The organism is Lichenihabitans sp. Uapishka_5 (genome assembly GCF_033947565.1).
Lineage (GTDB): Bacteria > Pseudomonadota > Alphaproteobacteria > Rhizobiales > Beijerinckiaceae > Lichenihabitans.
Map to the genome: position 1 here is coordinate 1 of NZ_JARPVX010000015.1, position 24,304 is coordinate 24,304.

At 66.2% G+C, this 24,304-nt stretch carries 23 protein-coding genes and 1 tRNA gene; 19 read left to right on the plus strand and 5 right to left on the minus strand.

Annotated features, from left to right (window positions below):
- A partial coding sequence (locus P7D22_RS08495) for a hypothetical protein (protein WP_319933796.1) occupies window positions 1-181 on the plus strand: 181 nt, incomplete at its 5' end.
- Between the two features lie 125 nt (window positions 182-306).
- A tRNA-Ser gene (locus P7D22_RS08500) sits at window positions 307-396 on the plus strand.
- 139 nt (window positions 397-535) lie between these two features.
- Here P7D22_RS08500 and P7D22_RS08505 read toward each other — a convergent pair.
- Window positions 536-2,080 carry a sensor domain-containing diguanylate cyclase gene (locus tag P7D22_RS08505; RefSeq protein WP_319933797.1) on the minus strand — a complete coding sequence of 515 codons (1,545 nt, stop codon included), beginning with the start codon at window positions 2,078-2,080 and terminating at the stop codon, window positions 536-538.
- Between the two features lie 131 nt (window positions 2,081-2,211).
- Here P7D22_RS08505 and P7D22_RS08510 point away from each other — a divergent pair, with 131 nt between their 5' ends.
- Complete coding sequence (locus P7D22_RS08510) at window positions 2,212-2,538, plus strand: hypothetical protein (protein ID WP_319933798.1); 327 nt, start codon at window positions 2,212-2,214, stop codon at window positions 2,536-2,538.
- 177 nt (window positions 2,539-2,715) lie between these two features.
- Here P7D22_RS08510 and P7D22_RS08515 read toward each other — a convergent pair whose 3' ends face one another.
- On the minus strand, window positions 2,716-3,414 hold the full coding sequence (locus tag P7D22_RS08515) for a FadR/GntR family transcriptional regulator (protein WP_319933799.1): 699 nt from the start codon (window positions 3,412-3,414) through the stop codon (window positions 2,716-2,718).
- Between the two features lie 109 nt (window positions 3,415-3,523).
- Here P7D22_RS08515 and P7D22_RS08520 point away from each other — a divergent pair, with 109 nt between their 5' ends.
- The 6 genes from P7D22_RS08520 (at window position 3,524) to P7D22_RS08545 (ending at window position 10,095) form a co-directional block, all read left to right on the plus strand.
- Entirely contained in the window at window positions 3,524-4,534 is a 1,011-nt protein-coding gene (locus P7D22_RS08520) for a zinc-binding alcohol dehydrogenase family protein (protein ID WP_319933800.1), read from the plus strand.
- 109 nt (window positions 4,535-4,643) lie between these two features.
- The gene (locus P7D22_RS08525; RefSeq protein WP_319933851.1) at window positions 4,644-5,630 is read left to right on the plus strand and encodes an ABC transporter substrate-binding protein; all 987 of its coding nucleotides are present in this window, start codon (window positions 4,644-4,646) and stop codon (window positions 5,628-5,630) included.
- 11 nt (window positions 5,631-5,641) lie between these two features.
- Window positions 5,642-7,120 (plus strand): sugar ABC transporter ATP-binding protein, encoded by a 1,479-nt coding sequence (locus P7D22_RS08530; RefSeq protein WP_319933801.1) that lies wholly within the window; start codon window positions 5,642-5,644, stop codon window positions 7,118-7,120.
- Complete coding sequence (locus P7D22_RS08535; RefSeq protein ID WP_319933802.1) at window positions 7,117-8,058, plus strand: ABC transporter permease; 942 nt, start codon at window positions 7,117-7,119, stop codon at window positions 8,056-8,058. The genes P7D22_RS08530 and P7D22_RS08535 overlap by 4 nt, the downstream gene beginning before the upstream one ends.
- Window positions 8,058-9,008 (plus strand): ABC transporter permease, encoded by a 951-nt coding sequence (locus P7D22_RS08540; protein WP_319933852.1) that lies wholly within the window; start codon window positions 8,058-8,060, stop codon window positions 9,006-9,008. Before P7D22_RS08535 ends, P7D22_RS08540 begins: the two co-directional genes overlap by 1 nt.
- Window positions 9,009-9,084: 76 nt before the next feature.
- The gene (locus P7D22_RS08545) at window positions 9,085-10,095 is read left to right on the plus strand and encodes an alpha/beta fold hydrolase (RefSeq protein WP_319933803.1); all 1,011 of its coding nucleotides are present in this window, start codon (window positions 9,085-9,087) and stop codon (window positions 10,093-10,095) included.
- 19 nt (window positions 10,096-10,114) lie between these two features.
- On the opposite strand, the gene P7D22_RS08550 is transcribed toward P7D22_RS08545, so the two are convergent.
- Window positions 10,115-12,154 (minus strand): oxidoreductase, encoded by a 2,040-nt coding sequence (locus P7D22_RS08550; protein ID WP_442916058.1) that lies wholly within the window; start codon window positions 12,152-12,154, stop codon window positions 10,115-10,117.
- Window positions 12,155-12,280: 126 nt separating this feature from the next.
- Between P7D22_RS08550 and P7D22_RS08555 the strand changes: the two genes are divergently transcribed.
- The 10 genes from P7D22_RS08555 (at window position 12,281) to P7D22_RS23435 (ending at window position 23,742) form a co-directional block, all read left to right on the plus strand.
- Window positions 12,281-12,931 carry a TetR/AcrR family transcriptional regulator gene (locus P7D22_RS08555; RefSeq protein WP_319933854.1) on the plus strand — a complete coding sequence of 217 codons (651 nt, stop codon included), beginning with the start codon at window positions 12,281-12,283 and terminating at the stop codon, window positions 12,929-12,931.
- Window positions 12,932-13,201: 270 nt separating this feature from the next.
- Entirely contained in the window at window positions 13,202-15,163 is a 1,962-nt protein-coding gene (locus tag P7D22_RS08560; RefSeq protein ID WP_319933804.1) for a response regulator, read from the plus strand.
- Window positions 15,160-17,376, plus strand: a complete 2,217-nt coding sequence (locus tag P7D22_RS08565; protein WP_319933805.1) for an ATP-binding protein — start codon at window positions 15,160-15,162, stop codon at window positions 17,374-17,376. The genes P7D22_RS08560 and P7D22_RS08565 overlap by 4 nt, the downstream gene beginning before the upstream one ends.
- Window positions 17,366-18,871, plus strand: a complete 1,506-nt coding sequence (locus tag P7D22_RS08570; protein ID WP_319933806.1) for a PAS domain S-box protein — start codon at window positions 17,366-17,368, stop codon at window positions 18,869-18,871. Before P7D22_RS08565 ends, P7D22_RS08570 begins: the two co-directional genes overlap by 11 nt.
- Window positions 18,872-19,162: 291 nt before the next feature.
- A complete protein-coding gene (locus P7D22_RS08575; protein ID WP_442916059.1) occupies window positions 19,163-19,537 on the plus strand; it encodes a response regulator in 375 nt (124 codons plus the stop codon).
- A gap of 338 nt (window positions 19,538-19,875) precedes the next feature.
- Complete coding sequence (locus P7D22_RS08580) at window positions 19,876-21,036, plus strand: DUF2171 domain-containing protein (protein WP_319933808.1); 1,161 nt, start codon at window positions 19,876-19,878, stop codon at window positions 21,034-21,036.
- Window positions 21,037-21,361: 325 nt separating this feature from the next.
- Window positions 21,362-21,841: a YsnF/AvaK domain-containing protein gene (locus P7D22_RS08585; RefSeq protein ID WP_319933809.1), complete on the plus strand. Its 480-nt coding sequence runs from the start codon at window positions 21,362-21,364 to the stop codon at window positions 21,839-21,841.
- Entirely contained in the window at window positions 21,828-22,250 is a 423-nt protein-coding gene (locus P7D22_RS08590) for a YidB family protein (RefSeq protein WP_319933810.1), read from the plus strand. The genes P7D22_RS08585 and P7D22_RS08590 overlap by 14 nt, the downstream gene beginning before the upstream one ends.
- A gap of 54 nt (window positions 22,251-22,304) precedes the next feature.
- The gene (locus P7D22_RS08595) at window positions 22,305-22,889 is read left to right on the plus strand and encodes a PDZ domain-containing protein (RefSeq protein WP_319933811.1); all 585 of its coding nucleotides are present in this window, start codon (window positions 22,305-22,307) and stop codon (window positions 22,887-22,889) included.
- A gap of 529 nt (window positions 22,890-23,418) precedes the next feature.
- Entirely contained in the window at window positions 23,419-23,742 is a 324-nt protein-coding gene (locus P7D22_RS23435) for a GCG_CRPN prefix-to-repeats domain-containing protein (protein WP_442916060.1), read from the plus strand.
- Between the two features lie 16 nt (window positions 23,743-23,758).
- On the opposite strand, the gene P7D22_RS08600 is transcribed toward P7D22_RS23435, so the two are convergent.
- Window positions 23,759-23,947 carry a hypothetical protein gene (locus P7D22_RS08600; RefSeq protein ID WP_319933812.1) on the minus strand — a complete coding sequence of 63 codons (189 nt, stop codon included), beginning with the start codon at window positions 23,945-23,947 and terminating at the stop codon, window positions 23,759-23,761.
- A 70-nt stretch (window positions 23,948-24,017) separates the two neighbouring features.
- Window positions 24,018-24,287 carry a hypothetical protein gene (locus P7D22_RS08605; protein ID WP_319933813.1) on the minus strand — a complete coding sequence of 90 codons (270 nt, stop codon included), beginning with the start codon at window positions 24,285-24,287 and terminating at the stop codon, window positions 24,018-24,020.
- Between the last annotated feature and the right edge of the window lie 17 nt (window positions 24,288-24,304).

The window sequence follows — 24,304 nt, forward strand, 5'->3', positions numbered from 1 at the left end:
CCCCGGCGGCCCGCAGGGCCATCGCCCGCCGCCCCCGCCGCCGAGCCGCGCCGCCCATTTCCGCATTGAGCGCGGCGACACCGGCCTCGACGTCAAATGCGCCGACGACGAGCCCATGAAGAGCTGCGCCGATATCGCGCTTCAGCTGCTCGACAAGATCCAGGCCCTGCCGAAGCCCTGAAACACCATCGCGGCACCCCCCAGGGTGCCGCGACCACTGACGGCCCACCGCCGCACGCACCCGCTTGTCCGCCGCGACAGACCATGCTAGTTGCCCTAAACCACACGCCGGACGCCCGGCGGCCCGGAGAGGTGGCAGAGTGGTCGAATGCACCGCACTCGAAATGCGGCATAGGCGCAAGTCTATCGGGGGTTCAAATCCCTCCCTCTCCGCCATAATCCATTGATATGTCTTGCCGAGTGCCTGCTGCTGACCGCGGCACGGCGTGCGTGAGACACGTTAGATACGATGAACCTCCAGAATTGTTCGACGGTCCTGAACCAGCCTCCGGCTGCCTGAACCACCCGGTGTGCGTCACCCGTGGACGGCGCGCAGCATGTCTAGGTGCGCGGGCCGGGATGGCGCGGCCACGCGGGTCTGGTTGCGGCCGTTCGCTTTGGCGTCGTAGAGCGCCACGTCGGCGAGCCGGTAGAGTTCAGCTTCGGTGTCGGTCGCGGCATTGTCGAAGCAACTGACGCCGATGCTGACCGTGACATCCCCCGGTTCCAGTCCCGAGGGCCAGAGCGTGCAGGCGGCGATCTCCTTGTGGACGCGGTCGGCCACCTGCACGGCGCCGGCCCGGTCCGTGCCGGGGAGCAGCAGGGCAAATTCTTCGCCGCCGATGCGGCACGCGAGATCCGTGCCGCGCGCCGCCGCGGCTTTCAAGCAGAGCGCGATGGTTTTGAGCACCTGATCGCCCACCTGGTGGCCGAAGCGGTCGTTCAGCCGCTTGAAATGGTCGGCGTCGACGACCAACAGGGAAAACGGCCCACCGGACCGCCGCGCCTGAGCATGGATCATCGGCAGCGCATCTTCGAAGCGTCGCCGGTTCGGAAGCTCCGTGAGCACGTCGGTGACCGACAGGCGAGCCAGCTCGGATTGCAGCGCCAGGCGTCGCCGCGCTTCGCCGATGATGCTGACCACCAAGGCGATCGTCAGGATGCACAAACCGAGCGACGCGCTCCCGATCCACAGCGACTTGTTGAGCCAGGCCGAATCGATTTCGCGCGTCGACAAGGCGACATCGAGAACCAGGGGATAGTGCCCGACCCTGCAGAAGCTGTAGCGCCGCGTCACGCCGTCCCGCGCCGACAGCCCGGTAAAGGTGCCGGCTTCTTCCCTGACAAAGCGCTGGAACGTCGGTGTGCCGCCGATGGTGCCGCCGATGTCGCCGTCGGTTCGAGGATAACGGGCGATGCGGGTTCCATCCAGGCGGAACAGGTTGATGGCACCGTCCTGGCCAAGCCCGATCCGATCGAACAGGTGCTCGAAATAGGTCTGGCGCACGGTACCCACCACGACGCCGCCAAACGACCCATCCGGATTGTTGATGCGCCGGCTCAGGGCAACGATCGGCAGCCCGGTCAATTGCGACACCAGGGGTTTGCTGATGACCAAGCCGGCATCCGACCGCGCTTGTTGGGCCTGGAAATAGTCCCGGTCGGCGTAGTTGCCCTTCGGCGGCGGCTCGCTCCCCATCGCCCGGACAATGTCGCCCTTCTGGTCGAGCACCAGTAACATGCCCTTGTCGCTGGCCGTGGCGGCACGGTCGAACAGGATCAGCTGCCGCAGGTCCGGACTATAGGAGTCGAGGTTGGGAACGTTCAGGTTCTCGACCACGGCCTGCAGCGAAAGATCGTAAAGCTCGATGTTGCGCTCGATATCGCGGGCCATCACCTGCAGCAGATTTTGCGACGTTTGATCGGCGGTCCGCCAGGTGTCGCGGCGCATGTCGATCAACATGAAGCTCAAGATCGCCAGCATGCCGAGCGGTGCGAGCACGCCGAGCGCCATCCATCCGCGATGGAGCCTCGACGCATGCACGGAAGGATTCGACACGGGAACTCTGCGGTCTGGCATCAGAGGTGCCACCTTGGTCGAGGGAGCTTAATGAAACCGACATGCCCTCCCGCAATCCGCGCGACTGTCGCCTGCGCCAAGACCGCCATTCACGCATGACAAGCTCGCAAACAAGGCCGCATGGACAAAGCATGACCCCGCTCACCACCCCGGACGGTCGCTACATCGTGGTGCGTGGACGCTTGTGGCGCCGGGTGAACCCGCATCTGGGCGAAGATCAACGCAAGGCGCTTGTGACCACGCTCATGGCGGCCCGACGCGCGGTGGCGACGGCCCGCCGCACCAAGGCCAGCGAGGTCGAGGCCCATGCGGCCGTCGACGCCGCTAAGATCGCGCTGGGCGAACGGGGGCCGGTGTGGTGGAGCGATGGCGCGCCCGACCTCAACCGCCACATGGCTCGCAACACCCCTTACGCAGACTGGTACCGCACCACCCTGCCGCAGGCTGACCCGACCTAGCCGCCACCGCGTGGAGGGATGCGGTGGCGGCCGCGTGTGCCGTCGCGGCAAGTCAACACGGGACACGTGGGGAGATACGCAAGACCGTCCTCTCGGATTCTCAAGAGCCAGGGAAATGCTGCCTGCGCTTACCGACGAGGAGCCCTGGCTAAGGGCGCAGCCCGTTTCGCTGCGATGCTATCGATCGACGATCCAGCGCTCGGCCGAGGCATAAAGGTGAGAGCGGAGGGCGCATTGCGCCCGCAGCGGATCGGCTGCCCGCAAGGCCACCAGGATGGCCTCGTGTTCGGCCAAGGCCGCCGTCCAGGTGTCGCGATCCTCGAACCGGGAACTGAACCCCCGGAACAAGCGGCTATGTCGTTCCTCGAACAGGTCGGCGACGATGCGGGCCAGCACGGCATTGCCAGCCTGCTGGGCGATGGTCTCGTGAAACAGCCGGTCCGCCCCGAGCGGGTCGCGCCCGTCGGCGACGGCGGCTCGCATGTCTCCGATGGCCTCGCTCAGGACATCGAGCGTCGCCGGCGTCATGCGGGCGCAGGCCTGCAGGATCAAGGTTCCCTCGATGATGACCCGCGCCTGCATCAGCTCTGAAGGGCTGTCGCCGAGCGCCAGCGTCAGGCTCACGGGCGGCTCGGGTGGCGTCCGCACATAAACGCCGGAGCCCATGCGGATCTCAACGCTGCCTTCGATTTCGAGGGCGATCAGGGCTTCGCGGAGCGAAGGGCGTGACACGCCCAACTGCTGGGCGAGTTCGCGCTCCGCCGGCAGGCGGGTGTCGACCCGGTAGGTGCCGGCGCCGATCAGAGCACGGATCTCGTCGGCAGTTTGCTGGTAGAGGCGCCGCACCTCGACCCGTCGCCCCCCGTCACCCGCCATGGCCGATCCTCCGCCGCCGAGTGCCGCGGCCGCTCAGGCAGGCTTGACACCCGCTGCCGATCTGCGATTGATTTTGCCAATTGGTCAAGCCAATCGAGCGCCCGAACCCATGCTGACCATCGTTTGCGAACAACCAGGGCGTTTGAACAGCCGGGACCGGCCGATGCCGGTGCGCCGCGACGGCGACGTGCTGGTGAAGATCGGACGTATCGGCGTTTGCGGCACCGATCTGCATATTTTTGCTGGTAATCAACCCTATCTGAACTACCCGCGGGTGATGGGGCACGAATTGTCCGGCACCGTCGAGGCGGTGCCGGATGGAAGCACCCTCGCGGTCGGCGATACGGTGTATGTGATCCCCTACCTGTCATGCGGGACATGCCGCGCTTGTCGCCGTGGTCAAACCAATTGTTGTGCCACACTCCAGGTCCTCGGCGTGCATTGCGATGGCGGCATGACGGAATACCTCAGTCTTCCCGAGCGCTTCGTGCGGGCGGCACCGGGTGTCAGCCTCGACGCCGCCGCGATGGTGGAATTCCTGGCCATCGGCGCTCATGCGGTGCGGCGCAGCCGTTGCGGGGAAGGTGATGGGGTGCTGGTGACGGGCGCCGGCCCGATCGGCATGGCGGTAGCGCTGTTCGCCGGGCTCCGCGGCGCGGAAGTCACGCTGCTGGACCCGAGGCAGGATCGGTTGCGCTTCTGCCAGGCGCATCTCCCTGTCGCAGCGACAGTGGCCGTGGGGGAGGGCGATGTGGCGGCCCTCGAGCGGATCACCGAGGGGGTGTCCTTCGACGTCGTTTTCGATGCGACCGGCAGCCCGGCCGCGATGGAGCGCGGCTTCGGCTTCGTGGGCCAGGGTGGCACCTATGTGCTGGTGTCGATCGTGGCGGGCGATATCCGCTTTTCGGATCCCGAGTTCCACAAGCGCGAAACGTCGTTGCTGGCCAGCCGCAATGCGACGCCGGAAGATTTCGATACGGTGTTGGACGCCATACGGGCCGGCCGCGTGCCGACCGACGCCTTCGCGACCCATCGCATGGCCTTGTCGGAGGTGCCGGACCATTTTCCGACGCTGCTCGACCCGTCTGCCGGCGTCATCAAGGCGCTGTTGCACGTGTAGGACCGCACCTTGCCCGACCGGCGCCGCCGGCCATAACCCATCACAGCAACGCTTCGCAGAAAGCGGAACACGGGAGAGACCCATGATGAAAACCACGCTCGCAACCTTGATGCTGCTGCCGCTGGCCCTGACCCGGCCCGCCTGGGCGGCCGACACCAAGGACATGAAGATAGCGCTTAGCAACAACTACGCCGGCAATTCCTGGCGCCAGTCGATGCTGCAATCTTGGGAAAAGGTCACCAAGCAGGCGGTCGCGGACGGACTCGTGGCCGAAGCGCCTGCCTTTACGACCGCGGAGAACCAGGCCACCGAACAGGCGGCGCAGATCCAGAACATGATCCTGCAGGGCTACAACGCCATCGTGATCGACGCGGCTTCGCCGAGCGCGGTGAACGGCGCCATCAAGCAGGCCTGCGACGCCGGGATCGTGGTGGTGACCTTCGACGGCATCGCCACGGAGCCTTGCGCCTATCGGATTGCGGTCGATTTCAAGAAGCTCGGCGGCATGCAGATCGACTACTTCAAGAGCCGCGGGCTGAAAGGCAACCTGCTCGAGGTGCGTGGGCTCGCTGGCGTTTTCGTCGACGACGAGATCCATGCCGGCATCGAGGCGGGCGTCAAAGCCGACGCCGACCTGAAGATCGTCGGCAGCGTGCATGGCGACTGGACCCAGACCGTGGCCCAGAAGGAGGTCGCCGGCGTGCTGCCGACGTTGCCGCCCGTCGCCGCAGTGGCGACCCAAGGAGGCGACGGCTTCGGGGTCGCCCAGGCCTTCAAGGACGCCGGTCGGACCACCCCGGTGATCTTCCTCGGCAATCGCGAAGACGAGCTCAGCTGGTGGAAGCAGCAACGCGACGCCAACGGTTACCAGACCATGTCGGCCTCGATCGCACCGGGTTCCTCGACCTTTGCATTCTGGGTGGCCCGCAAGATCCTGGCGGGCGAGACGCTGCCCAAGGACATGCTGCTGCCCATCACGGTCGTGACGCAGGACACGCTCGACGCACAGCTGAAGAACACCGAAAAGGGTGGCGTCACCAACGTTCTGTACGCCGACAAGGACGTGACCGACATCCTGGCCAAGGCCGGCCACTGACAGGCGATCGGGTGCCGGCCTTGCCGGACGCGGCCCGGCGGGAGCCGCTCGTCACCCTCACCGGTGTGTCGAAGAGTTTTGGGGCCGTTCAGGCGCTGCGGCCCGTCGATTTCAAGGTGGCGGTCGGCGAATGCGTCGGCCTTGTCGGCCACAATGGCGCCGGCAAGTCGACGCTGATGAACGTCGTGGCGGGCGTGTTGCAGGCGAGCGGCGGCACGCTGTCGCTTGGCGGCCACCGAACGCTTGGCGGACCCGCCTATGACATTCGGGCCGCCCATGAGGCGGGCGTCCGCTGCGTGTTCCAGGAACTGTCGCTCTGCCCCAACCTGACAGTGGCCGAGCAGGCCCGCATCGCGCATCCGAGCCTGCACGGGTTCGGCTGGCGCCGCAAGGCGGCCGCCATGATGGGCCAGGCGCTCGACGCGATCTTCCCCGGTCACGGGATCGCCATGGACGACACCGTCGGCCGGTTGACGATCGGCCGTCGCCAGATGGTGGAGATCGCCCGCGCCTTCACGGAATCGACCGGCCCGGCGCAGCTCGTCATCCTGGACGAGCCAACCTCCTCGCTCGATGCCGAGGTGGCCGAGCAGCTGGTGGCCCATATCCGCCGCTTCGTGGAATTGGGGCGCGGGGTCATCCTGATCTCTCACAAGATCAATGAAATTCTTGCTGCGAGCGACCGCGTCGTGGTGATGCGCGACGGCGGCATCGTGGCCGAGCGGCTGCGCCAGGGCACCACGCGTGAAGATCTGGTCGGCGCCATGGGCCATGTGGCCGAGCGTGCCCGCGCCGTGCGGATCAGTTCGGCGACAGCCGACCAGGTCGTCGCGATGGCATCGGGCGGCCCCGGCAGCCTCGGCCTCACGGCCGCACGCGGCGAGATTGTCGGCCTCGCGGGGCTCGCCGGGCATGGCCAGACCGAGGCGCTGCTGCGCATTCAGCAAGCGGCGGCACGCCGCGATCGCGCGGTGACGCTGCGGGCCACGGTGGCGCTGGTGGCGGGGGACCGCACCGCCGATGGCATTTTTCCGCTCTGGTCGATCGAGCGCAACATGTCAGCGCGCTGGCTGCCGCATATGACCCGTCACGGGTTGATCGATCGCGCGATCGAGCGAAGCGAGGCGGCCCGCTGGCGCGAGCGGCTGGCGCTGCGGACGCCCGACCTCCGCGATCCCATCCTGTCGCTGAGCGGCGGCAACCAGCAGAAGGCGCTCTTCGCCCGGGCGCTCGGCTCGCCGGCGCAGCTGATCCTGATGGACGACCCGATGCGCGGCGTCGACATCGGCACCAAGCAGGACGTTTATGCCATGATCGCCGACGAGGCCGGCCACGGCCGGAGCTTCCTGTGGTACACGACCGAGGTGGACGAGCTGTTCCACTGCGACCGCGTTTACGTATTCAACGCCGGTCGTATCGTGGCCGAGATCGCGGCCGCGGACCTGTCCGAGGACGCCGTTGTGCGGGCGTCGTTCCAGGAGCACGCATGACGTCCCGCCGCCTCCTGGTCCTGGCCGAGCGGCTGCTTCCTGCGCTGACATTGGCGCTGCTGCTCGCCGCCATCTTTCACCAGCAGCCGCGCGCCATGTCGTATTTCGGGCTGAACCTGCTGCTCAATCTGGCGGTGCCGATCGTCTTCGCCACCCTGGCCCAGATGGTTGTGATCGCCGTCAACGATCTCGACCTGTCGATCGGCGCTTATGTGTCGTTGGTGGCCTGTATTGGCGCGACCCTGTTGGTGCAGACGCCCTGGCTCGGTGTTCTGGCTCTGCTCGGCGCCGTGGTGCTCTATGCGGCCGTGGGCGCGTTGATCGCCTGGCGCGGTCTTCCCTCGATCGTGGTGACGCTGGGGCTGTCCTTTGTTTGGCTCGGCCTCGCCGTAACGGTGCTGCCGACCCCCGGTGGCCATGCCCCGGCCTGGCTTGCCACCACCATGGGGTGGAAACCGCCGCTGGCCCCACTGGCGCTCTGGATCGCGGCGGTCGTGTCGCTGGTCGGCTGGTTTGCGGTGACCCGCTCGTCGCTCGGCGTCGTCCTGCGTGGGGCGGGCGGCAACGCCCGCTCGGTGGCGCGGGCCGGCTGGTCGCTGATGGCGATCCGGGTCGCGGTCTACGCGACGGCCGGCATCCTGGGCCTCTTGTCGGGCCTCAGCCTTCTCGGCCTCACGACCTCGGGCGATGCCAACATCGCGTCGCGTTATACACTGATCTCCATCGCGTCGGTGATCCTCGGCGGCGCTTCTTTTGTGGGCGGCCGGGTGTTCCCGGTCGGGGCCGTGCTGGGCGCCATGACGCTGACGCTCGCGGCGTCCTTCCTGACCTTCATGCGCATCAGCCCAGACTGGCAGGTGGGCGCACAGGGCCTCATCCTCATCGCGGTGCTGGCGATCCGCGCCGTGCTGGCCCGCGGCAAGGAGGCGGCCCCATGATGGCGATCCTGAAGGCGCGCCTCGGCGGTGCGCCGTGGTTGTGGTCCTTTCTGGGCGCCGCGGCCGCCTGGGGTGCGACGCTCATCGCCGCGCATGGCCAGGGCGGCGGTCAGATCCTCACCGCCGCCTTCACGTTCTCGGCTTTCACGGTGCTGGTGTCGCTCGGCCAGATGCTGGTCATCACCACCGGGCCCGGCAATGTGGACCTGTCGATCCCCTCGGTTATCGCGCTGTCGGGCGCGGTCGCGATGCTGACCATGAACGAGCGTCCCGAGATGATGCTGCCTGGGCTCGTGGCCGCGATCGCGGCCGGGGCCGCGGTCGGCATCGCGAATTATGGGCTGATCCGGCTGCTGCGCATTCCGCCCATCATTGCGACCCTGTCGTCGAGCCTCGTCGTGACCTCGATCGCCATTACGGTGGGGCGCGGCCTTACGGTGAAGCCGCCCCAGTTGTTCGCCGATCTTGTGTCGTTCCGCTTCGCCGGTATCCCGCTGCTTGCCGTCGTGGCTTTAGCGGCGGCGGTGGTTGTGGCGCTGACACTGGAGCGCACCGTTTATGGCCGCAGCGTTTCGGCCATCGGCCAGAGCCGCAGGGTCGCCCAGCTGGCCGGGCTTTCGGTCGAGCGCACCCGGCTGCTCACCTATCTGATCTCGGGCGCCCTCGCGGGTCTCACCGGAGCGCTGATCGCCGGTTTCTCGGGGGGCAATGCCCTCGATCAGGGGCAGGAATACCTGCTGCTCACCATTGCGGTGGTGGTGATCGGCGGCACTGCGGTGTCGGGTGGCCGGGCCAGCGTGCCGGGTGTCTGGGGCGCGGCACTCTTCATGTTTCTGATCGTCACCATGTTGAATGCCGCCGGCACGGCACCCGGGCTGCGCACGCTCCTCACCGGTTTGATCATCATCGCCGTGATCGCCATCGGTGGCGGCGAGAAGCTACGTCCTTGATGGATGGCGGCGGCCCGCTACCATCCGCCGGTCATTGCCAGGGGCACGCATACCTATGTCTTCAAGCCGGACCCTGATGCTGCCGGCTGCCATCGTGGCGGCACTCCTGGCCAGCCTGACCCTGCGGGCCAGCGCCGAGACCGCGCCCGAAGCGCCCCGGTACGGCATGGAGCTCGAAGGCTTCGCCTATCCTTTTCCGGTGGAGCGCTATCGCTTCACCTCGCAGCGCCAGCCGCTGCAGATGGCCTATCTCGACGTCCGGCCGACGCGCGATACCGGTCAGGTCGCGGTGTTGCTGCATGGCAAGAATTTTTGTGCCGCCACCTGGGAGACAACGATCCGGGCTCTGGTCGGGGCCGGCTATCGGGTGATCGCGCCCGATCAGATCGGCTTCTGCAAATCGTCGAAGCCCGAAGGCTACCAGTTCACCTTCCGCCAGCTCGCGGAGAACACCCACGATCTGCTGGCCTCGCTCGGCGTCACCCAGCCGGTCATGGTCGGCCATTCGACCGGCGGCATGCTGGCCATGCATTACGCCTTGCTGTACCCGCATGACCTCGCGCGCCTCGTGCTGGTGAACCCGATCGGGCTGGAGGATTGGAGCGCCAAGGGCGTGCCGCCGATCTCGGTCGAGCGATGGTTCGCCCGTGAGCTGAAAACCAACGCCGACGCGATCCGCCGCTACGAGACCACCACCTATTATGCCGGCCATTGGGAGCCGCGCTTCGAGCCCTGGGTCGGGATGCTGGCCGGGCTGAACGACGGCCCCGGCAAGGTGCGGGTCGCCTGGAACTCTGCGCTCCTTTACGACATGATCCTCACCGAGCCGGTCGTGTACCGCCTGCCCGAGATTGCGGTGCCGACCCTGCTGATGATCGGCCAGAAGGACATCACGGCCATCGGCAAGGACATGGCGCCGCCCGAGGTGCAGGCGCGGCTCGGCCATTATCCGGAGCTCGGCCAGACGGCCGCAAAGGCCATCCCGGGCGCCAAGCTGATCACCTTCCCAAACCTCGGCCATGCGCCGCAGATGCAGGACCCCGACGGCTTCGACGCGGCGCTGATCCGCGAGCTCGGACCCCGCTAGCGCGCGCCGGCCAGCGGCTTCAAAGGTCCTTCACAAGCCGCAACGCGTCGTAGATGGCCGCATGGGTGTTGCGCGCCGCGACCGCATCGCCGATGCGGAACAGCTGGAAGGCGCCATCCGGATGTGGCGACAGCGCCTGCGGCCGTCCGGCGATCAGGTCGTCGTGATCGACCGCACCCTCGTTGCGCGACAAGGGTTTCAACTCGAAGTAGAGTTCGTCGAGCGGTCGCGTGCCGTGGTTGACGACGATCTGGTCGACAAGGCGGTGCTTCTCCACCCCACCGTAATCGCTGCCGACCGTGGCCCGGATCTGGTTGCCGGCGCGTTCGGCCGCGTCGAGCCGAAACGTCACCGTGAAGGTGACGTCGCGCTTTTGCAGTGACCGCATGTAGGGCACGAGGTTCATCGCCATCACCTCGGGCGAGAAGGCGCGGTCGGGCGTCATTATCTCGACCTTGGCACCCGTGGCGGCGATGATCTCGGCCGCCTGCAAGGCCGCATGGTCGCCGGCATCGTCGAAGATCAGCACGGTGCTGCCCGGCTTGACGTCGCCCGAGATGATGTCCCAGGCCGACACCACCAAGTCGTTGCCGCTTTGCAGGACGGCGGTATGGGGCAGCCCACCGGTCGCCACGATCACCACGTCCGGTTGCTCCGCCAGCACGTCGCTGGTCTCCGCGTAGGTGTTGAAACGGAAGCGTACGCCGAGCGCCTCGCACCGCGCCACGCGCCAGTCGACGATGCCGATCATCTCGCGCCGGCGCGCGCTGCGGGCCGTCAGCCGGATCTGGCCACCGGCCTCGCTGGCGGCCTCGAACACCGTCACGGCATGGCCGCGCTCCCCCGCCACCCTGGCGGCTTCGAGGCCCGCTGGGCCGGCGCCGATCACCACCACCTTGCGCCGGATTTCGGCCGGTGGGATGGCATGCGGCATCGTTTCCTCGCGGCCCGTCGCGGCATTGTGGATGCAGTAGGCGGCGCCGCCCTGGTAAATGCGGTCGAGGCAATAATTGGCCCCGACGCAGGGGCGGATGTCGTCCTCGCGGCGCGCCATGATCTTGCGGACGATGTCCGGGTCGGTCATGTGGGCCCGCGTCATGCCGACCATGTCGACCTTGCCGGACTGCACGGCGTGGCGCGCCGTGGGCACGTCCGGAATGCGGGCGGCGTGGAAGGTCGGGAAGTGCGTTTCGGCCCGGATCTCGCCGGCGAGGTCGAGGTGCGGCGCCGACGCCATGCCCTGGATCGGGATAAGGTCGGTCAGGCCCGGGTCCGTGTCGATGTGGCCCCGCACGATATTGAGGAAATCCACCAGGCCGCTGGCCTTCAGCCGACGGGATAGCTCGAGGCCGTCCGCCTTGTTGAGGCCGCCCTCCTGCGCCTCGTCGGCCGCATAGCGGATGCCGACGATGAAGGCCGACCCGACCCTGGCGCGGATCTCGCCCAGCACGTCGAAGATGAAGCGCAAGCGGTTGTCGACCGAGCCGCCATAGGGTGCCTCGAGTTCGTTGGTCAGCGGCGACCAGAACTGGTCGAGCAGGTGGCCGTAGGCTTCGAGTTCGATGCCGTCGACCCCGGCCGCCTTCATGCGTTCCGCGGCATCGCCGTAATCCTTGACGATCCGCGTCCGGTCCCAGTCTTCCAGCTTCTTCGGGAAGGCGCGATGGGCGGCCTCCCGGTGGTGGGACGGCGACACCACGGGCATCCAGTCGCCCTTGTCCCAGCGGGTGCGGCGGCCGAGGTGGCTCAGCTGGATCATCACGGCGGCGCCGTGCTCGTGGCAGGCATCGACGAGGTCCCGCATCCACGGCACCACCTCGTCCTTGTAGGCCAGCACGTTGTTGAACACCGGTGGGCTGTCGCGCGACGTCGAGGCCGACCCCGCCGTCATGGTCAGAGCGATGCCGCCCTTGGCACGCGCAACGTGATAAGCGCGGTAGCGCTCCTTGGGCAGCCCATCTTCCGCATAGGCCGGCTCATGTGCGGTCGTCAGGATCCTGTTCCTGAGCCTCAGGTGCTTGAGCTGGAAGGGCTGCAGCAGGGGGTCCATCGGGTCCATGCGGTGCGATCCTTAAAGGTCTGCAATCGCTTCACGATAGAAGGGTGTACACCCCTGTCAAGATTATGGACGGATCTGTACGGCGGTCTTGCGCTCCCGCCGTGACTCTGGTTGGCTATGCCGATGGTGGCGGACACGATCCTCGAAACCGGCCCGAAGGGCTCGCGCGCGCTGTGGCTCGAGGCCGCCCATGCTTTGTTGCTCGAATCCGGCGTCGATGCCGTGCGGATCCTGCCGCTCGGACGCAAGCTCGGCTTGTCGCGCACGAGCTTTTATTGGTTCTTCGCCGATCGCGGCGCCCTGCTGGCGGCGCTGCTCGAACAATGGCGCGACACCAACACCGGCGGCCTTGTCAGGCAGACGGCCGCCTATGCGGAAACCATCGCGGAGGCGGTCCTCAACCTGTTCGACTGCTGGCTCGACGCGACGCTGTTTGATGCCCGTTTCGAAGTCGCGGTACGCGGCTGGGGCCAGCATGTTCCGGAGGTCGGAGCCGCGCTTGCGGAAGCCGACGCGGCCCGCCTGGCAGCGCTCACGGCCATGTTTGTCCGCTTCGGCTTCGATGCGACCGCCGCTGATGTCCGGGCTCGCACCATCTACCTGACGCAGATCGGCTACATCTCGATGGACACGAGCGAAAGCCTGACCGACCGGCTGCAGCGCATTCCGCATTATGTCGAGATCTTCACCGGCACGCTGGCCCGGCCCGCAGAACTCGCCCGGTTCAGGGCCCGCCATGCCGACGCCGGCACCCTCCCTGCGGTCCGCGCCGCATGAAACGAACTTATGGCGAACTTGCCAGCCCGGGCCGCGTGGCTTGGATCGCGACAGGCGATCCCCGCATCACAGCGCCACGCCCGGGCTCTCGCACCCTTAACGGTGCGAAAGGCCAGCCGATCAGCCGCAAAATGCTCGCGCGACCGTCGGGGCGGCTCCACCGTCCCACGCTGATCGTGATCGCCGCCGCCGGTCCTACTACGCACCAGCCGGGCTGATCTGTTAGAACAAGCATGCCGGTCGCCGGTGGCCCACCGGTGGAGCGCGGCCATGCACGATTTTCTCAGGTTCCTGTCCCGTCAGGCTCTCCCCGTGTGGGCCCGATATGGCGGCACGATTGCCGTTGTGGTCATCATCACCACGTTTCGTCTGGTCGTGCCGCTCGATACCGCGCCTTACCTGCTCTACCTGCCGATCGTCTTTCTTGTGGCCCTCGCGCTCGGCCAGGGTTCCGGCGCTGCCGCGACGCTGGCCTCGGGCATCGCGGCAGCGAGCTTCTTCACCGGGCCGGAGAAGGGCTGGCGGCTCAGCGGGCCGCAGGAAATCTCCCTGCTCGAGTTCTTCATCGTTTGCAGCGCCATGATCATGGTCTGCACCGCCGTCAGACAAGTGATCCTCGACAACGAGGTCACGCTTGGCAATCTCAGCCGCGCCAATGCGGCGTTGAATGAGCGGGAAGCGACCCTCGCCCTCGCTAAGGAAGAGGCCGAGGTCGCTCGCGAAGCTGCCGAAGCGGCCAACCGGGCCAAGAGCACGTTTCTCGCCAATATGAGTCACGAGCTCCGCACGCCGCTGTCGGCCGTCATCGGCTATAGCGAGATGATGGAGGAGGAGGTCGAGGAGCTCGGCGAAACCGGCCTGATCAACGACCTGCGCAAGATCAATGCGAACGCCAAGCACCTCCTCAGCCTCATCAACGACGTTCTCGACCTGTCGAAGATCGAGGCGAACCGGATGGACACCTTTGCGGAGGATGTCGACGTGTCCCATCTCTTGAAGGAGGTCGCGGCCACGGTCGGGTCGCTGATGCATCAGAAGAACAACACGCTGGTGATCGAGGCCGCCGAAGCTGTCGGCGCCATGCACACCGATGTGGTTAAGCTGCGCCAATGCTTGTTCAACCTGCTCAGCAACGCGGCCAAGTTCACCGATGGCGGCCGCATCACCTTGGCGGTCGCGCGTTCCGGAGAGGGCGCCCAGGCAGAGATCGAGTTCCGCGTCAGCGACACCGGCATCGGCATGACGGCCGAGCAACTCGGCCGGCTGTTCCAACGGTTTTCGCAGGCCGACGAGACGACCACCCGCAAGTTCGGCGGCACGGGCCTGGGGCTCGCCATCACGCGCGCGTTCAGCCGGCTGCTGGGCGGCGACATCGCGGTCACCAGCGTCCACGGCGCGGGAACGACCTTCACGCTGCGCCTTCCAGCCACCATGCCCGAGCGCGACATGGACGGCGATCAGGAGGATAGCGGCCTTCCCGTCCGAACCCAGGAGGATGCCCGCCAAACCGTGCTGGTCATCGACGACGACGCGGCCCAGCGCGACCTGATGGTCAAGTTCCTGGAACGGCAGGGCTTCGCCGTGCGTACGGCTGCGAACGGGCCGAGCGGCCTCGAGATCGCCCGCATGGTCAAGCCGCGCGCCATCACGCTCGATGTGATGATGCCGCATGTCGACGGCTGGGCGGTGCTGACGGAACTCAAGGCGGATCCCGAACTGGCCAAGATCCCCGTGGTGATGGTGACCTTCACCAACGACAAGGGGTTGAGCGCCACGCTCGGGGCCGCCGACCACATCGACAAGCCCGTGGCCTGGGACAGGCTGAAGACCGTGATGGAGCGGTTCCGCGATGCGGAGGGCGACGTGCTGGTGGTGGACGACGACCCCGATGTGCGCGAGCGGGTGCGGACCGCGCTGGAGCGCCAGGGCTGGAGCGTGATCGAGGCCAGCAACGGCAAGGAGGCTTTGGAAAAGGTGATGCACGGCCCACCGCGCGCCGTGCTGCTCGATCTCACCATGCCGGTGATGGATGGGTTCGCATTCCTGCACGCGCTGCGGGAAAAACCGGGCTGTGCCGACCTGCCCGTGCTGGTGTTCAGCGCGCGAGACCTGTCGGCGGCCGATCGGGCACGGCTGCGGGAGGCCGATGGCATCGTCAGCAAGACGGCCAGCCTCGGGACCTTGACCGGGCAGTTGCGTGGGCTCGTTCCACCGGCCAAGGTCGACGGATGACCGAACCCGCAACCCCGGCGATGGCCGAATCCGCCCGGCTGGGCGTGCTGGCCGATTATGCCATTCTAGACACCCCGGCCGAAACCGGCTTCGACGACATCGTGCAGGTGGCGAAGGCGCTCTGTCAAACGCCTGTGGCGCTCGTCAGCCTGGTCGACGCGGAGCGGCAATGGTTCAAGGCGCGCGTCGGCTTCGCGCCGAGCCAGACCCCCATCTCCCAATCCGTATGCGCCCATGCGCTGCGCCAGGACGATATTCTGATCATCCCGGACCTGGCGCTCGACCAGCGCACCCGGGACAACACGCTGGTGATTGGCGAGCCCCACATCAGGTTCTATGCCGGTGCCCTGCTGCAGACCCCAGCCGGCACCAAGCTCGGCACGCTCTGCGTGATCGACACCCGCCCCCGCCCGGCAGGCCTCAGCGACGAACAGGCCACCGGCCTTCGGGCGCTGGCCCGGCAGGTCATGGCCCAGATGGAGCTGCGCCGCACGCTCCGGCAACGCGACGCCGCGCTGCAGGATCGCGCACGCATCGAGAGCTTCCTCCGCCGCGATGCTGAACGCCAGCGGGCGATGGTCGGCATGCAACACGGGATCGGCTCGGCGGGCGACGACCTCGAGACCGTGTTGGACGCCGTGGTTACCGGTGCCATGAACGTCATCGGCAACGCCGATGGCGCGGTGGTCGAACTGCGCGAGGGCGAGGAGCTTGTCTACAAGGCCGTGGCGGGCGACCTGACCCCGTTTCTCGGGTTGCGGCTGGCCCTGGCCGACACGCTCTCGGGGCGCTGCCTGCGCGAGGGACGGGCGCTCGCCACGGGCGATGCCGAGAACGACGAGCGGGTCGATCCCACGCTGGCCCGGCGTCTGGGCATACGCTCGATGAGCATTGCGCCTGTGGTGCGCCAGGGCAAAGTGGTCGGGGTGCTCAAACTGCAGTCGGCCAAGACGGATGCGTTCACGGAGGCCGATGAGACTGTCGTGCAGCTCCTGGCCGGCGTCGTGGCGGCCGGGCTTGGCAGCGTCGCCGAGGCTGAAATCATCCGCGACCTTCGGGCTAGCGAAGAAACCTTGCGGCTGGCCCAGGAGGCGGGTCGCGTCGGTACGTTCGAAACCGACGTGGAGCGCAGCATCACCCGGGGGTCGGATCTGTTCTGGCGGTTGTTCGGCTTGGAGCCGCAGGCCAGCGCGCCCACGACCATGTTGGAAGCCTTGGTGCACGAGGACGATCGCCAGCATACGACCAACGAGGCGCGCCGCCGGGCCGGACATGACGCCCGGTCGGTCGAGTACCGCATCAGGCGGGCCGATACCGGCGAGGTGCGCTGGCTGACGCGCCGGGCCGACTATGTGACGGATCGGCGGGGTCGCCGGCGCCTGATCGGGACCGCCCTCGACATCACCGATCGCAAGACGGCCGAACAGGATCTGCGCGACGCCAAGGAGGCGGCCGAGGGCGCGAACCGCGCCAAGAGCGACTTCATCGCCAACATGAGCCACGAACTGCGCACGCCGCTGTCGGCCATCATCGGTTACAGCGAGATGATGCGGGAGTTCATCCTGGATGGCGCCTCGGCGGGCGAACTGGTCGGCGATGTGGTCAAGATCGAGTCGAACGCCCGCCATCTGCTCGGCCTCATCAACGACGTCCTCGACCTCGCCAAGGTCGAGAGCGGCAGGATGGAGGTTTTCGCCGAAAGCTTCGAGGTGGAAGCGATCGTGCGCGGCGTCGCCGCCACGGTGGAGAGTCTCGTCGCCAAGAAGAACAACACGCTGGTCGTGCGGGTCGGGGACGGCTTGGGCGTCATGCGCTCGGACGTGACGAAGCTCCGCCAGATGCTGCTCAACCTGCTCAGCAACGCTGCCAAATTCACCGATCGCGGCGCCATCACGCTGTCGGTGACCCGCATGGCCCGGCCCGGATCAGAGGCATGGCTGGACTTCAAGGTCGAGGATACCGGCATCGGCATGACGGCCGAGCAGCTTGGCAAGGTGTTCACCCGCTTCACCCAGGCGGATGCCTCCACCACGCGGCGGTTCGGCGGGACCGGCTTGGGCCTTTCCCTCACCAAGGCCTTCGTCACGATGCTGGGCGGCGACGTCGCGGTGAACAGCGTGCCTGGCCAAGGCAGCGCCTTCACGCTCTCGCTGCCGGCCACGATGCCGCCCCCCCGCACGCCGTCCGCACCGGAGGCCGGCGATGACCGATGATCTTCCGCGCCATCACCTGGGTATGCGGCACCTCCGTCAGATCGTGGCCGGGGTCAGTGACGGCGTGATCCTGATCGGCACCGACCAGACCATCCAATGGGCCAACAAACCCGCGCTCGACATGCACGGGGTGACCGAGCTGGACGCGCTGGGCGGCGACGTCGCCGAATACCGCCGGCGCTTCGAGCTGCGTTACCGCAACAGGCACCGCCTCGCCGAAGGCACCTACCCGATGGAGCGCGTGCTGGCCGGCGAGGCCTTCGACGAGGTCGTGGTCGAGGTTGCGCCCGCCGGTGCGATCGAGCCGCAATGGACCCACCGCATCCGCAGCCTGGTGCTGCTCGACGAACAGGGCGTCCCCGATTGCCTGGTTCTGATCCTCGACGACGAAACGGAGCGCTACCACGCCGAGGAGCGCTTCGAGCGGGCCTTCAACGCCAATCCGGCGCCTGCGCTGATCGTCCGGCTCGAAGACCTTCGCCACATGAGGGTCAACCGCGGCTTCCTGGAAATGACCGGTTACGACGAGAACAAGGTCGTAGGTCGATCCATCTACGAGGTCGACGTGCTGGAGGGCGCGGCACGGCGCGAGTTGGCCATCGAGCGATTGAAGGAAGGCCGCACCATTCCTCAGATGGAGGCCATGCTCCAGCTGCCGAACGGCGGCGAAAAATGCGTCATGGTGGCTGGCCAGCCCATCGAGGTGGGGGTCACGCGATGCATGTTGTTCACCTTCGCGGACCTCGACGATCGACGTCAGGCGGAAACCGCCCTGAAGCAGAGCGAGGAACGCTTCGCGGTGGCGTTCCGTTTGACACCGGTCCCGACCTTCTTGGCACTTCGCCATGAACGCAAGGTGCTGCTGATCAACGACGCCTTCACGGAAGAAACAGGCTACCTCGTGGCCGACATCGTGGGGCGCGCCGCCGTCGACCTGCCGCTGTGGTCGGATGCAAAGGCCGATGGCGAGATCGAGCGGCTGCTGCGCAAGGATGGTCGTGCCCGCAACCTCGAACTGCGCCTGAAGACGAAGACGGGCGATGTTTTGGCCTGCCTGGTTTCGGCCGAAGCCGTGACGATCCGACAACAAAACTGCATGCTGGTTGCGGCGCAGAACGTGTCGAACTACGACCGCACCCATGTCGAGGTCGCGGGCGCCATCGAAGCCGTGATGCGGGACACTGCGTGGTTCACGGATGCGGTGATGGAGAAGCTCGCGCGGCAGGCCGACGACGGGCCAGACGCCGCCACCCACGCCTTCTCGGAACTGGGCGAATTGCCGCCCCGGGCGCGCGAAATCCTGACGCTCGTCTGCCAAGGCCTCGAAGACCCCGCCATCGCGGCCAAGCTTTCGTTATCGGCCAACACCGTGCGCAACCATGTCGCGTCGCTGTTCCGCAAGACGGGGGTTCGCACCCGCGCGCGATTGATCGTGTGGGGGCGGGAGCGGGGCGTAACGGGACGACGGATTGCAAGGGGCAGCCCGCAGTCCTGAAGGTGCTGGCACACCATCGTGCCTGATGCGGCAATACCAGTGCCGCTTTACGCCTCAGATGGCGGCGAGGGCGCGATGGTTTAAGCGGCTTTCGAACCTGCCGACGCCGAGGTCTGGACACCAAGGACTTGGTGAAAGGGCCTGGGCACGCTGACGGCCGATCGCGAATCGGATCGCCAGGGCGGAGGCAACAGGGTTTGCGGCCAGTGCAGGATGCCGCCGCAGCGCCCAGAACACGGTCCGCGATGGTGCTGGACGGTGCAAGCAACAGTGCCGGGAATGGAAGGAACGATGAAGATCCTGCTGGTCGAAGATCATGAAGAGATCTGGGATTTTCTGTCCCGACGCCTGAAACGCCGGAACTTCGACGTGGTGGTGGCCACCGACGGCAAGGCCGGTTTCGACCAGGCCATCACGGTTGCGCCCGACATCATCCTGTTGGACATGAACCTGCCCGTCCTGGATGGCTGGACCGTCGCCTCCATGCTGCGGGCCGACGAACGGACCGCGACCCTGCCCATCATCGCCCTCACGGCACATGCCATGTCGGGCGACAAGGAGAAGGCACTGGCGGCCGGTTGCACGGATTATCATTCCAAACCTGTCGACTTCGCGCGCCTGCTCGGGCAGATCGAAAGCTTGACCAGCACCTCCGCCGCGAGCTGATGTAAGAACCGACATTTTGTTGGTTCGACGAACGGAACCTTGGCGTCCATGCCGTGGTTCATCCATCGCAAAGACCTCTTTGGGAGGACCCGGCCGCTGCCAAGCAGCCGGGAAGCAGTCCAGCCTCGCGTCGCGAGGTGAATGTGGTGTTTCGATGCCTTCCTACGCCTGACCGGAGGCGTGGACGAGGTAGCACCCATCCCCGGTCTCAGTCGCCGCCCTGGCGACAATCGATGAAGCCGAACGGTTTGGCTCGCGCGGTGTTGTTCCACGCGTGCTCGACGTCGCTCGATTGCGTTCGCGCAGCCGAGCGTTCCGGCTCATCGGAGGAGCACATCATGTCCAAGCACACGATCACTGCGTTCTACGATAGCCGCGAATACGCCAACAATGCCGTGCTGATGCTGCGGCAAGCCGGTATTCCCGATGGCGAGCTGACGGTTTCGCCCGAGTCGGCCGCAACGGCCTATTCCGGCGCTGCGGAGCCGCAGACGAAAGGGTTCTGGGCCTCGCTCGAAGAAGCGTTCGGCGGTTCGGACGATCATCACGCCTATGCCGAAGGCGTCCGTCGCGGCGCCATCATGGTGACGGCGCGGGTCGACGATGCAAAGGTCGACGAAGCCATCGAAATTCTCGACCAGCACGGCACCGTCGATCTCGATGAGCGCGAAGCGACATGGCGTAGCGAAGGTTGGCGTGGCGGGGCTACCGTCACAGGTGGAGGCGTTGCCGATCAAGGCGCGAGGCCCCTGCGCTCGATGACGCCGGCCACGCAGGTTCATGCCGATACAGCGGCCGCAGGCGTGTTGTCGACGCCCTCATCGCAGCAGGCCTACCGCGCCTCGACGCCCGTGGCGGCGGCTGGCGTCTCCGGTGGCGACGACGTGATCCAGGTGGCCGAGGAGTCGATCACGGTCGGCAAGCGCGCCGTCAACCGGGGCAAGGTCCGCATCCATAGCTCCGTGGTCGAGACCCCGTTTTCGCAGCAGGTCAACCTGCGGGACGAAACGGTCAGCGTCGAGCGTCGCCCGGTCGACCGTCCGCTCGGGGCGGCGGCCCTCGGTGCCGACCTGTTTCAGGACCGCACGGTCGAGGTCGAGGAGATGAAGGAAGAAGCGGTGGTGGCCAAGACGGCGCGAGTCGTCGAGGAAATTGGCATTCGCAAGGTTGTCGCCGACCGCGCCGAAACCGTCACCGACACCCTGCGTAAGACCCACGTTGACATCGAGGACACCCGCGCCGCTGCCCCATCGGTCTCGCTGTTCGCCGATACCGATGCGATCCAGCGGGCAAAGGACATGAAGGTGATCGGGTCCGATGGCCAGCATGTCGGCGTCGTCGATCACGTGGACGGGACCACCATCAAGCTCAAGCGTACGGACCCGGTGTCGGGTGGCTCGCATCACCTGATCCCGACCGACTGGGTGCAGTCCGTCGACAGCACGGTCGTGCTGAAGATCTCCGCCGCAGAGGCCAAAAGCCGGTGGACCGCGGCGTGAGGTCCGCCGGTCAAGGGTGTTCATAGGATGACGACGCCGTCGGTCCGGCAAACCGAAGGGCCCTAGCGGCGGCAAATGCAGTCGCATTGGCGTTTTTACGTCGAGTTTTGTTCGGACCTAGGACGTTGCTGCTGGAAGCCTTTGTGGGCTGGTTCGACGGACGATGTGGTGTGGTCAGGATAAGGCCCGGCGCGGATCGCACCGCGCCGGTCTGACAAACGATACGGGCCGCGCCTCGTGCGGCTCGCATGCCCTCCCATCGGGACGCGCTATGAACGATCACAATCCCGACCTCCTGACAGACCGCTCTGGCGAGCCTGCCGGCGTGGCGGCGTTGCCGAGGGAGGAGGCGCCCGATGTGATCCTCGTCGCCGAAGAAGCCCTCGAGCTTTCGAAGCGGCAGATCGTGACCGGGAAGGTCCGGGTTTCGACGCGGACCGAAACGTACGACCATATTGCCGAGATCGCCCTCGACCGCGCCGTGGTCGACGTCACACGGGTGCCGATCGATCGCGTCGTCGAGGTCGCGCCTGCCGTGCGGACAGAGGGCGATACGGTCATCGTTCCGGTGCTCGAGGAGCGATCCGTGGTCGTCAAGCAACTCGTCCTCAAGGAAGAGCTGCATATCCGCCGACGCGTCGAGCACAAGGTGTCGCACATCCCGGTCGCGCTCCGTCGCCAAGTGGCGACTGTGGACCATATCGATCGGGAAGGGCGGATCATCCCTGACGATCGTCTCGTCCAAGCCGATCACAATCACGCCGAAGACGGCGTCCATCGAGGAGAAACACATGGGCATTCTTGATTCCGTTTTGGGGAACCTGCTGGGTGGCGCATCCGGCGGGACCTCCTCGCCGATGGGGGCTGTATTATCGAGCATCCTCGGCGGGGGCGGCGCGCAGCAAGGCGGTATGGCGTCTTCCGGCCTGGGTGGCGCCCTCGGCGGCGGTGGGCTTGGCGGTTTGCTGTCACAGTTCCAGAATGCCGGCCTCGGCCATGTGGCCGATTCGTGGGTGGGCAATGGGTCGAACCATCCCGTTTCCCCCGACCAGCTCCAAAACGTTTTCGGCGCGGACCGGGTCAACGACATGGCCAACCAGGCCGGCATGCAGCCAGGGGATTTCCTGTCCCAACTGAGCCAGCATCTGCCGGCCGCCGTGAACGGCATGACGCCGAATGGCCAGCTGCCGGACGAAGGTTCGGTCTCGGTCTGATCCATCCGGCCGGTGCCCTCCTCGGCGCCGGCTTTCTCTCGACGGAGATTTTTCATGGTCAACCGCATCGCCGCGGCGTTTGTGACGGCGTCGTTGCTCGGATCGCAGCTTCTTCCCAGCGTCGCGCTCGCCGACAATCAAATGGGCTACCAGTCGTTCACAGCCGACCAAGCCAATGCCCTGCCGAAAGGCGGTGGGAAGCTGGGGCTGAACGTCGGGCGGGCGCAGCACATCACGAGCGGCGGCATGACCTTCGAGCTGTTGCGCGTCAACGGAGTGACGTCCGGCTCCCCAGGTGACAAGGCCGGCTTCCGGGTCGGCGATCAGATCATCGCCGTCGACGGCAAGGTGTTCACCAATGTCGCCGCCTTTGCGGCCTACATCGGCTCGAAGCGCCCCGACGACCGGATTTCGGTCGACTATATGCCACCGAAAGGCGGCCCCAAGGACGCGCAGCGGGTAGACGTTACGCTGACGGGGAGTGGGGCGACCTCGGCCAGCAAGCCGAGTGAGCCGCAATCAGCCGGCCTGTCGACAGGCACGAAGCTTGCCATCGGGGTTGGGGCGGCGGCTCTCTTCGGCTGTTACAAGCTGGGCTGTTTCTCCCATCGCGGGACGCCAGCCCCTTCGACACGCTAGGTCACGCGCGTTGATCCGGGCTCAACGAGATGGCCCAAGAATGTTGTCGCATTCATGGGACCAGCCCTTACTGCGTGTGGCACTTGTGCGTGGAGTCTCCGAAGCACCGGATGGGGGCGATGCAAGGTGGTCGTCGTCCATGCAAATGGTTACGATGCCAATCGCATCGGTGATGCCCTGTGAAGGAAAGGGCCGCTCGAGACGGTACGCGAGACCTCACTTTAAGAACGTTTCGACCGAGCAACCGTGGTGAGTTTACTGGCAAGCGTCAATTATGACCTTCTTGGCGCGTTGAGGCTGGGCATCATCTCTGGTAGCGATCACGTCCTTCGCCGCTTGGACTTCCCAACTGTCAACGCTGCAGTTGCCGTTGTCCGCCGCTAAAGCGTGATCATGGGTCGGGCAGATGATCTACAAACGCCCCTCGAGACTACGATGGTGGGCTGAAATCGACTCTGAGCCTTCTTTCGACATGCCCTGTTCATCCAGCCGGAGATAAAAGGCAGTACGGCTTACGGGAGTCCTGGGAATGCGCGTGTTGTGCTTGGCGGTTGCCGCTTTGGCGGTCGTGTCTGTTGGTTTGCCGGCGCAAGCCGTGCCCTTGCGGGCGGTCCCCGGAGCCGACGGGGGTCTCACCTTGGCCAGCGATGGGTGTGGGCCCTTTGGCCATCGGTCGCATTACGGCTATTGCAAAGATAACGAGAACCCGGACTACGCCTACGTGCCGCACCCTTACCATGGCGGAGGGTATAGCTATGGCCCTGGCCCGGGTTTCTATGAGGATGGCGGGTACCGACCACGCCACTGCTTTATCCGAGAAACCTATGACGGCCCCGTCCGCATCTGCCGATAAGACGCCGGCAGATGCTTTAAGGAACGCTCGAGGCCGACACGGAACTGCCGCGCACCTTGATCTTGTTCTCGACGATGGTGGCTGCGATCGCCAGATCCATGGCGTGGCGCAGCCGGTCAGTGTCGAGCGAGGTCTCAGGCGAGGCGTGATGCTCGAGAAGGATGCGTTCGATCTCGTCCTCCGCCTTCACGCGGATCTCGTGCATTCTGGCAGCGTTCGATTCCATTGGCAGACCTGTTACGCTTCATCAGCCAAGCCGCTGACTAGCTCGATTCCTAGTTGAGACCGCTTTCCGCCGACTCGATCAACAAATCGTGGAAGTGATCGGCGACCTTGTCGTTCATTTCGGTTTCGGCTTCGTCGCCGGCCTCGAGGCGCTGGATCGCCTTCAGGTGGCCGACCGCAAGCTCCTTGAACTGATCCTCGCCGACCATCTGGGCCACCAAGCCGACCAGAACCTTGATCGCCAGATCTCGCGCAATGCCTTGCGCGACCTGATCCCGCACGACCTCGGCGAGATCAGCCAATTCTTCTGCGACGCTCATCTGTCAGCCCTCGTTGA

What these genes read in the sequence shown, in the direction of transcription:
- P7D22_RS08505 (WP_319933797.1), bottom strand. Translation starts at nt 2,080, where the DNA reads ATGCCAGACCGCAGAGTTCCCGTGTCGAATCCTTCCGTGCATGCGTCG.
- P7D22_RS08510 (WP_319933798.1), top strand. Translation starts at nt 2,212, where the DNA reads ATGACCCCGCTCACCACCCCGGACGGTCGCTACATCGTGGTGCGTGGA.
- P7D22_RS08515 (WP_319933799.1), bottom strand. Translation starts at nt 3,414, where the DNA reads ATGGCGGGTGACGGGGGGCGACGGGTCGAGGTGCGGCGCCTCTACCAG.
- P7D22_RS08520 (WP_319933800.1), top strand. Translation starts at nt 3,524, where the DNA reads ATGCTGACCATCGTTTGCGAACAACCAGGGCGTTTGAACAGCCGGGAC.
- P7D22_RS08525 (WP_319933851.1), top strand. Translation starts at nt 4,644, where the DNA reads ATGCTGCTGCCGCTGGCCCTGACCCGGCCCGCCTGGGCGGCCGACACC.
- P7D22_RS08535 (WP_319933802.1), top strand. Translation starts at nt 7,117, where the DNA reads ATGACGTCCCGCCGCCTCCTGGTCCTGGCCGAGCGGCTGCTTCCTGCG.
- P7D22_RS08540 (WP_319933852.1), top strand. Translation starts at nt 8,058, where the DNA reads ATGGCGATCCTGAAGGCGCGCCTCGGCGGTGCGCCGTGGTTGTGGTCC.
- P7D22_RS08545 (WP_319933803.1), top strand. Translation starts at nt 9,085, where the DNA reads ATGCTGCCGGCTGCCATCGTGGCGGCACTCCTGGCCAGCCTGACCCTG.
- P7D22_RS08550 (WP_442916058.1), bottom strand. Translation starts at nt 12,154, where the DNA reads ATGGACCCGATGGACCCCCTGCTGCAGCCCTTCCAGCTCAAGCACCTG.
- P7D22_RS08560 (WP_319933804.1), top strand. Translation starts at nt 13,202, where the DNA reads ATGCACGATTTTCTCAGGTTCCTGTCCCGTCAGGCTCTCCCCGTGTGG.
- P7D22_RS08565 (WP_319933805.1), top strand. Translation starts at nt 15,160, where the DNA reads ATGACCGAACCCGCAACCCCGGCGATGGCCGAATCCGCCCGGCTGGGC.
- P7D22_RS08570 (WP_319933806.1), top strand. Translation starts at nt 17,366, where the DNA reads ATGACCGATGATCTTCCGCGCCATCACCTGGGTATGCGGCACCTCCGT.
- P7D22_RS08575 (WP_442916059.1), top strand. Translation starts at nt 19,163, where the DNA reads ATGAAGATCCTGCTGGTCGAAGATCATGAAGAGATCTGGGATTTTCTG.
- P7D22_RS08580 (WP_319933808.1), top strand. Translation starts at nt 19,876, where the DNA reads ATGTCCAAGCACACGATCACTGCGTTCTACGATAGCCGCGAATACGCC.
- P7D22_RS08590 (WP_319933810.1), top strand. Translation starts at nt 21,828, where the DNA reads ATGGGCATTCTTGATTCCGTTTTGGGGAACCTGCTGGGTGGCGCATCC.
- P7D22_RS08595 (WP_319933811.1), top strand. Translation starts at nt 22,305, where the DNA reads ATGGTCAACCGCATCGCCGCGGCGTTTGTGACGGCGTCGTTGCTCGGA.
- P7D22_RS23435 (WP_442916060.1), top strand. Translation starts at nt 23,419, where the DNA reads ATGCGCGTGTTGTGCTTGGCGGTTGCCGCTTTGGCGGTCGTGTCTGTT.
- P7D22_RS08600 (WP_319933812.1), bottom strand. Translation starts at nt 23,947, where the DNA reads ATGCACGAGATCCGCGTGAAGGCGGAGGACGAGATCGAACGCATCCTT.
- P7D22_RS08605 (WP_319933813.1), bottom strand. Translation starts at nt 24,287, where the DNA reads ATGAGCGTCGCAGAAGAATTGGCTGATCTCGCCGAGGTCGTGCGGGAT.